This window comes from Vibrio sp. D417a (assembly GCF_030248595.1).
Taxonomy (GTDB): domain Bacteria; phylum Pseudomonadota; class Gammaproteobacteria; order Enterobacterales; family Vibrionaceae; genus Vibrio; species Vibrio alginolyticus.
In genome coordinates, this window is the sequence record NZ_JAHGAM010000056.1 from 1 (window position 1) to 8,921 (window position 8,921).

4 protein-coding genes and 1 riboswitch are annotated in these 8,921 nt (G+C 43.7%); of the genes, 2 read left to right on the forward strand and 2 right to left on the reverse strand.

Annotation, left to right across the window (positions count from 1 at the left end; genetic code table 11):
* Positions 1 to 577: 577 nt before the first annotated feature.
* Complete coding sequence (locus KI742_RS23345) at positions 578 to 1,909, reverse strand: sodium:proton antiporter (protein WP_031781147.1); 1,332 nt, start codon at positions 1,907 to 1,909, stop codon at positions 578 to 580.
* Between the two features lie 191 nt (positions 1,910 to 2,100).
* On the opposite strand from KI742_RS23345, the gene metH reads away from it, so the two are divergent.
* The gene (gene metH / locus KI742_RS23350; protein WP_285386332.1) at positions 2,101 to 5,781 is read left to right on the forward strand and encodes a methionine synthase; all 3,681 of its coding nucleotides are present in this window, start codon (positions 2,101 to 2,103) and stop codon (positions 5,779 to 5,781) included.
* 86 nt (positions 5,782 to 5,867) lie between these two features.
* Here the strand turns inward: metH and lysC are convergent, their stop codons facing one another.
* Positions 5,868 to 7,220, reverse strand: a complete 1,353-nt coding sequence (lysC, locus tag KI742_RS23355) for a lysine-sensitive aspartokinase 3 (RefSeq protein ID WP_017821324.1) — start codon at positions 7,218 to 7,220, stop codon at positions 5,868 to 5,870.
* Positions 7,221 to 7,321: 101 nt separating this feature from the next.
* A riboswitch (Lysine riboswitch) is annotated at positions 7,322 to 7,500 on the reverse strand.
* Positions 7,501 to 7,720: 220 nt separating this feature from the next.
* Between lysC and KI742_RS23360 the strand changes: the two genes are divergently transcribed.
* Positions 7,721 to 8,842, forward strand: coding sequence for an alanine--glyoxylate aminotransferase family protein (locus KI742_RS23360; protein ID WP_017821323.1), 1,122 nt, complete (start codon positions 7,721 to 7,723; stop codon positions 8,840 to 8,842).
* Positions 8,843 to 8,921: the final 79 nt, after the last annotated feature.

Below are 8,921 nucleotides of genomic sequence, written 5' to 3' on the forward strand. Positions count from 1 at the left end.
CGCTAGTTTTGAGCCTCTTCATTCACCAAAGCTCCTTTTATTCGATATTAGAAAATCTAGTTATGTGACAGAGTTTAATTGTTTGAAGTGTCGCTTGTTTCTAATTTGAAAACAGGACGACTTTGAATACAAGTTTAGTCTCACTGAGATCAAGAGGGAGGGGGGCTACATTTCTGTTAAGGCTTTGATCTACCTGAATGCTAGCTCAGTTTTATCTTGGTGAGGTTGCTAACCTGTTTGGGTTCTGAACGCAATTACCCTAAATGCCTCTTTCTCATAAAAATACAAACTCGCTCATTGCTAAGTATTGTGGAAGTTTAGCTTTGATGTTTGCGAGGAGCCTATATTGCCAAGGGAAGAGAAGTGATACAGATGAAAATGGGTAAATTAAAAGGCTCGTCTATGAATACTATCTATCGGCAATAGTTAGTATCTATGAAAATGTAGCGTAGCGATTCTTAGTATATTTGAAGGTATATCAAAGAATAAGGAGCATTAGTCCTTGAAGGGGAGTCTGAAAATTAGTTATGAAAAAAGCAGCTAGGTAGCTGCTTTTTATTTATTAAGTTACGTGTCTTTAAGAGTCCAATGGCTCCGTATGTTCCGGAGTGGTTATTGCTTGGTTATTCTCTTCCATCTTCTTCTCTTCTGCTTTTGCTTTTTCAATCATTGGAGTGATTGTTGAGCCTTGAATGAGGATAGAGAAAACCACGACGGAGTAGGTCATTACAAGAATAATCTCTTTTACATCGATTAACTTATCTTGAATCACCCAAATACCAGATGGAATAGAAAGTGCCATCGCTAGTGCTAGGCCTCCGCGTAAACCGCCCCACGTCAAAATACGCACTGACCATGGATTATATTTTCTGTAACGTTTAAAGCCTATGTAAGAAAGAAATACACTTAGATAGCGAGCTGCTAGTACAAGAGGGACTGAAATAGCCATCATGATCCAGTCTTCTTTGTGGAATTCAAATAGCAGCATCGACATGCCGATCAGTAGGAATAACACGCCATTCAAGAACTCATCAACAAGCTCCCAAAAATGGTCAAGGTGATCTTCACTCTCTTTTGAAAAGCCAATAAAGCGTGTCCAGTTGCCAATCATAATACCGGATACAACCATCGCGAGTGGGCCTGATACATGGATGTATTCAGCAAATGCGTAACCTGCTGTTGGGACACCAATGGTAAGTAACAATTCCATTGAGTGATCATCGGTGGCACTGATCAAGTAGTGGAATAGCAAACCGAGGACGAAACCATATGTGATACCACCGATAGCTTCTTGGATGAAGAGTAAGGTGACACTACCTACAGTTGGTGCCTCAGTGCCAAATGCAATCGTAAATAGAGTGACGAAGATAACCAAACCGAAGCCATCATTGAAGAGCGATTCTCCTTCAATCTGAGTGGAGATACGTTTAGGAGCATCTAGTTTTTTCACAATAGCCAATACAGCGATTGGGTCAGTTGGCGATATTAGAGCACCAAATAGTAAGCAGTAGACCAAATCAAATTGGATGCCAATTAACTGACAAAACCCATACAGCGCAAATCCAATAAAGAACGTAGAAAACAGTGTAGCTCCAAGGGCTAAAACAGTGATCTCCCACTTTTGATCTTTAAGGTTCGGGAGTTTGATGCCTAGTCCACCAGCAAATAGTAAGAAGCCAAGAATGCCTTTGAGCAAGAAATCTTCGAAGTTAATCCTTGTGACCGTCTCCGTCGCAATTTCGGTGAGATGGAACCAGTTGTTTTGACCCGCAATTAAGATTAGAAGTGAAAGCACCATTGAACCTGCGGTAATCGCAATGGTGGTTTGCATCTTTCCTATCTTGCTGTTTACAAAAGCAATTAGCATCGCAGCTGCGGATAGAAAACATAAAGTATGATAGACCGACATAGAGCTCTCTATTTGTAACATTTTATGAATGGAATTCTCGGCTGATGCTGCTTAAATAGCAAACATTTTTTCGTGATTATTTTGTAAGTTAAGAAGGAGATAAAATAATCATTAATTCCACGTTTAGACGTCTAGACTCCTGAAGTTTGTGTGATAGGATGGAAAGATAACTAAAGGAATGAGGCTGTACTGTGGGAAGTAACGTAAGACAACAGATTGAAGCTCAATTGAAGCAACGTATTCTTTTGATTGATGGTGGTATGGGAACCATGATTCAAGGGTACAAACTTGAAGAGCAAGACTATCGAGGAACGCGCTTTGCGGATTGGCATTGTGATCTAAAAGGTAACAACGACCTGTTGGTTCTAAGTCAGCCTCAACTTATCAAGGAAATTCACGCTGCATATTTAGAAGCGGGTGCAGATATTCTTGAGACCAACACTTTTAACGCAACAACCATTGCGATGGCTGACTACGAGATGGAAAGCCTAAGTGAAGAAATTAACTTTGCAGCTGCCAAGCTTGCACGTGAAGTTGCAGACGAATGGACCGCAAAAACACCCGATAAACCACGTTATGTCGCAGGGGTTTTAGGGCCGACAAACCGAACTTGTTCTATTTCTCCTGATGTAAATGACCCCGGATATCGAAATGTTTCTTTCGACGAGTTAGTTGAGGCTTACTCTGAATCGACTCGAGCGCTTATTAAAGGTGGTTCAGACCTTATTCTTATCGAGACCATCTTCGATACGCTTAACGCTAAGGCTTGTTCATTTGCTGTTGAAAGTGTGTTTGAAGAGATGGGTATTGAGTTACCTGTGATGATCTCGGGGACTATTACTGATGCTTCCGGTAGAACATTATCCGGTCAAACCACAGAAGCGTTTTACAACTCATTACGTCATGTTAAACCGATTTCGTTTGGTTTGAACTGTGCACTTGGCCCGGATGAACTGCGTCCTTATGTTGAAGAGCTCTCGCGTATATCAGAATCTTTTGTTTCCGCTCACCCAAATGCTGGGCTTCCGAATGCATTCGGCGAATACGATTTGTCGCCAGAAGATATGGCTAAGCATGTTAAAGAGTGGGCTCAAAGTGGCTTTTTAAACTTGATTGGTGGGTGTTGTGGTACAACTCCTGAGCACATTCGCCAAATGGCACTCGCGGTTGAAAATATCGCCCCTCGTCAATTACCTGAACTTCCCGTTGCTTGTCGCTTGTCTGGCCTAGAGCCACTCGCTATTGATAAAGACTCTTTATTTATCAATGTCGGTGAGCGTACGAATGTAACCGGTTCTGCGCGTTTTAAGCGCTTGATTAAAGAAGAACTGTACGATGAAGCGCTCGATGTGGCTCGTCAACAAGTTGAAAATGGCGCTCAAATTATCGATATCAACATGGATGAAGGCATGTTGGATGCACAAGCTTGTATGGTTCGCTTTTTAAACCTTTGTGCGTCAGAACCTGAAATCTCAAAAGTACCAATCATGGTTGACTCTTCCAAGTGGGAGGTTATTGAAGCTGGTCTTAAGTGCATCCAAGGCAAAGGCATTGTTAATTCGATCTCACTCAAGGAAGGCAAAGAGAAATTTGTTGAACAAGCTAAGTTGATCCGCCGTTACGGTGCGGCTGTGATTGTGATGGCGTTTGATGAGATTGGGCAAGCAGATACACGTGAGCGCAAAGTAGAAATTTGTACCAACGCTTACCGAATTCTTGTTGATGAAGTGGGCTTTCCACCAGAAGACATCATTTTTGACCCAAACATTTTTGCCATTGCTACGGGGATCGAGGAGCATAATAACTACGCGGTGGATTTCATTGAAGCCGTTGGCGATATCAAACGTGATTTACCACATGCGATGATATCGGGTGGTGTTTCTAACGTCTCATTCTCTTTCCGTGGCAATAACTATGTACGTGAAGCGATTCACGCGGTGTTCCTCTATCACTGTTTTAAAAATGGTATGGATATGGGGATTGTGAATGCGGGTCAGTTAGAAATCTACGATAACGTGCCTGAAAAATTGCGTGAGGCTGTGGAAGATGTCGTTCTTAACCGTCGTGATGACGCCACTGAGAGATTGTTAGATATCGCGGCGGAATATGCAGGCAAAGGGGTAGGTAAAGAGGAGGATGCCTCTGCACTTGAGTGGAGAACTTGGCCTGTTGAAAAGCGCTTAGAGCACGCGTTAGTGAAAGGAATAACTGAGTTCATCGTTGATGATACCGAAGAGGCTCGTGTCAAAGCTTCAAAGCCATTAGAGGTGATTGAAGGCCCACTAATGGATGGGATGAACGTCGTCGGAGACTTGTTTGGTGAAGGTAAAATGTTCCTTCCTCAGGTCGTAAAATCTGCCCGAGTGATGAAGCAAGCAGTCGCGCATCTCGAGCCCTACATCAATGCAGAAAAGCAGGTGGGACAAACAAACGGTAAGATTTTGCTAGCGACGGTCAAAGGTGATGTACATGATATCGGGAAAAATATCGTTGGCGTTGTATTGCAGTGCAATAACTACGAAATTATCGATCTTGGTGTCATGGTTCCTTGCGAAAAGATCTTAAAAGTAGCGCAAGAAGAAAACGTCGATATTATTGGTTTATCAGGGTTGATCACGCCTTCATTAGACGAAATGGTGCATGTTGCAAAAGAGATGGAGCGTCTCGACTTTAACTTACCTCTTCTCATCGGTGGCGCAACAACGTCAAAAGCCCATACAGCAGTTAAGATTGAGCAAAATTACAAGCATCCAGTGGTTTACGTGAACAACGCCTCACGTGCAGTGGGCGTATGTACTTCTCTTTTGTCAGATGAACGTCGCCCTGAATTTGTTGAAAAACTTGAAGCTGATTACGAACGAGTACGTGATCAACATAATCGAAAGAAACCGAGAACCAAACCAGTGACATTAGAAGCTGCTCGAGCGAATAAAGTTGCGATCGATTGGGAAGCTTATACACCTCCAGTGCCTGTTAAGCCTGGCATTCATATCTTCGATGATTTTGATGTGGCTATATTACGTCAATACATTGATTGGACACCATTCTTTATGACTTGGTCACTTGTGGGTAAGTATCCAACAATTTTCCAACATGAAGAAGTTGGTGAAGAAGCAAAACGTTTATTCGAAGATGCCAACGAGATACTTGATCGAGTTGAGCGAGAAGGCCTGTTAAAAGCGCGTGGAATGTGTGGCTTATTCCCTGCTGCGAGCGTGGGGGACGACATTGAAGTTTATGCTGATGAAACTCGTACCGACGTTGTGAAAGTATTACGTAACTTGCGACAACAGACCGAGAAACCAAAAGGATTCAACTATTGTTTATCCGACTACATCGCACCTAAAGAGTCGGGTAAGCATGATTGGATAGGGGCATTTGCTGTCACTGGTGGTATTGGTGAACGAGAGCTTGCTGATGAATACAAAGCACAGGGAGATGATTACAACGCAATTATGATTCAAGCGGTGGCGGATCGCCTAGCCGAAGCGTTTGCTGAGTATTTGCATGAGCGTGTCCGTAAAGAAATTTGGGGTTATGCTGCGGATGAAGATTTATCTAACGATGATCTCATTCGTGAAAAATACCAAGGTATTCGCCCTGCACCAGGTTATCCAGCGTGCCCTGAGCATACTGAAAAAGGACCGCTTTGGGAGCTACTTAATGTGGAAGAGAATATTGGCATGACTCTAACCTCCAGCTATGCAATGTATCCGGGCGCGTCAGTCTCTGGTTGGTATTTCTCTCATCCTGACTCACGTTACTTTGCGATCGCACAGATCCAAGAAGATCAGCTAGAGAGTTACGCCGATCGTAAGGGGTGGGATAGGATCGAGGCTGAAAAATGGTTAGGGCCAAACATTAACGGTTAAATTGATGTTTACCTCGTCCAAATGTAACAACTATTGAAACAACAAAGGGCTGCAGATACGCAGCCCTTTGTTTTATTGAGTTGAACTTACTTCTCAAACAACTCAGTGTGGAGTTTTTGTATGGCTTGTTTCGATACCGATTCATGGAGCAAGAAGCATAAGTTGTGAGGGCTAGCGCCATAACAAATCATGCGTAGGTTAAAATCTTCTAGCGTGCCAAAAACCTGTTTCGCGTAGCCTTTACTCTCACTCATGTTGTTACCAATGAGAGCAACGAGGCATAGGTCATGTTCAACTTCTACCTTACATAACTCTTCTAACTCTTCTCGTGCAGCTTGCGGCAGCTGTGGTGCTCCGCCAGATGTATCAGTTTGATCAAGTGTTAACGATACACTGATTTCAGATGTCGTGATCAAATCGACAGAGATCTTATGCTTTGCAAGGATCTCAAAAACCTTCGCTAAGAATCCGTATGCGTGGAACATATTTGCGCTGCGTAGCGTTACCATGGTTTGGTTACAACGCAAAGCTAGCGCACGGAATAACGGTGAGCTTTCGACTTGGTGGCGAATCCAAGTTCCCCCTTTTTCTGGCTCTTTCGATGACCCTACAAATACCGGAATGTCGTGGCGTAATGCGGGTACTAGCGTAGAAGGGTGAAGGATTTTAGCGCCAAAGTTAGCCATTTCTGAAGCTTCACTAAAGCTGATCTCGGGAATTGGTGAGGCTTTTGGTGCAATTCGCGGGTCTGTTGTGTAGATACCCGGAACATCAGTCCAGATTTCTAGCCCTGCCGCTTTAACGCTCTCAGCAATTAAGGCGGCGCTGTAATCGCTGCCCCCTCGACCTAATGTTGTTGTATTACCGGCTTCGTCAGATCCTATGAAGCCTTGAGTAACAACAACGGATTGTTGGCAAAGTGGTACGAGTTTATCTTGCGCAAGCGTCGAAATTGCTTCAATGTTTGGCTCCGCGCGACCAAAGTTGTCATCAGTACGCAGCACATCGCGGATATCAAAGCGCACAGCTTGAATGCCTCGCTCACACATTAACTGAGTTAGAATATGCGTCGACATGAGTTCGCCACATGCGACTAAATGATCGGTTAACTTCGCACTAGCTTGGATAGATGCAGCCTCGGCCAGGCTGGTTACGGTATCTAATATGCCATACACCTCGGCAGCAGTTTTCGTGCTGTCTTCGAGCTGAGTTAAAATGGCGTCATGAATGTTGGCCAGATTTTGCAGCAGCTCAGTACGGTGCGTTTGATCCTGAACACCGTTGGCGAGTTCTACCAATAGGTTGGTGACGCCAGAGCAAGCGCTGCTCACGACCAGGCGAGTATTTGGATTGTTTTCGATAATGGTGGCGCAACGACTCATTGCCTCAAAGTTGGCAACGCTGGTTCCACCGAATTTAGCTACGTTAAATGCGCTCACTGCGTTCTCCCACGGCTTCCTAAAAAATTGTACATCCAATGTTTAGTGAGAAAAGGAACAGAGCAAAAAGAGAGGTATTTAGAATGCTATTTGAAAAATTTACCCTCAGAAGCCCTTCATCAGACTGCGCTGATGACAGTTGATGGGATTCAGCCCAATTCAACCGACAAGTCAAATCCTGCAACTTTGACTTACCTCGGCACTACTCCCCCTCAATGATTGGTGTTGGAATTGCGGTTCCACAAATCATCTACCTGGGTAGCGCTCCTCTTCTACATAAAGCTCAAACATTGAACGGTTTTGAGGCCTTAATGTCAATCAATATTTCAACCTTTATGGTGTTTTTTATTAACGATTTTGTGACACTGGTTTGACCTCCATACTTACGGCTAATTGCTGATAGAGGAAAAATCTATTAGGGTGAAGAACCCTACACCTGAGCCATGTTATTGAATAGAACTTTTAGAATGCTCAGGATAAAAGATAATCAAGGAGCTGACATGTCGATCCAAAGCTTTATTCCACCTCACCGTATTTTAATGGGACCTGGTCCTTCTGATATTTATCCTCAAGTGTTACAAGCACTAAGTCGTCCTACTGTAGGTCACCTTGATCCTCTGTTTATCGGTATGATGGATGAGCTCAAGCAGCTATTGAAGTATGCCTTTCAAACTGACAATGAATTCACTATTGCGGTTTCAGCGCCAGGTAGTGCAGGGATGGAAACCTGCTTTGTAAACTTGATCGAGAAAGGTGATAAAGTGATCGTTTGCCGTAACGGTGTATTTGGTGAACGCATGCGCGAAAATGTCGTCCGTGCTGGTGGTGAAGTTGTTATCGTCGATGATGAATGGGGGACGCCTGTTTCCATTGATAAAGTCGAGCAAGCACTCGAACAGCACCCAGATACAAAAATTCTTGCTTTTGTGCATGCGGAAACCTCAACTGGTGCAGTCAGTGATGCTCAAGCATTGGGTAAGCTGGCGAAACAGCATAATGCATTATCTATTGTTGATGCGGTGACATCGCTTGGTGGTGTGCCGTTAAAAGTGGATGAATGGCAACTGGATGCGGTTTACTCTGGTAGTCAAAAATGTTTGTCATGTGTACCTGGGCTCTCACCAGTGACGTTTTCTCCTGCCGCGATTGAAAAGATTCAAGCAAGAACAACACCAGTACAGAGTTGGTTCCTCGATCAGAGTTTAGTTTTGGGGTATTGGAGTGGAGAAGGCAAGCGTAGTTATCATCATACGGCGCCAGTTAATAGCTTGTATGCGCTTCATGAAGCTTTATTGATACTGAAAAATGAAGGATTAGAAAACGCTTGGGCTCGTCACCAACTGATGCATGAAAAACTCAAAAATGGCTTACAAAAGTTAGGCTTTGAATTTGTTGTGGACGAAGCCCATCGGTTGCCACAATTAAATGCGATTTACGTGCCTGAAGGAATTGATGAAGCAAAAGTTCGTGCTCACTTGCTAGAAACCTATAACCTAGAAATTGGTGCAGGCCTTGGGGCATTAGCTGGTAAAGCGTGGCGTATTGGCTTAATGGGTTACGGCGCTCGATCTGAAAACGTTGCGCTGTGCTTAAAAGCGTTAGAAGAGTCACTCACTGAATAAAATCATACAGCAATGAGATAAAGAAAAGCGAAGGTCATCCCTTCGCTTTTTTGTACTTATTTGTGCCGTCCTAAATAAG

What these genes read in the sequence shown, in the direction of transcription:
- KI742_RS23360 (WP_017821323.1), top strand. Translation starts at nt 7,721, where the DNA reads ATGTCGATCCAAAGCTTTATTCCACCTCACCGTATTTTAATGGGACCT.
- KI742_RS23345 (WP_031781147.1), bottom strand. Translation starts at nt 1,909, where the DNA reads ATGTCGGTCTATCATACTTTATGTTTTCTATCCGCAGCTGCGATGCTA.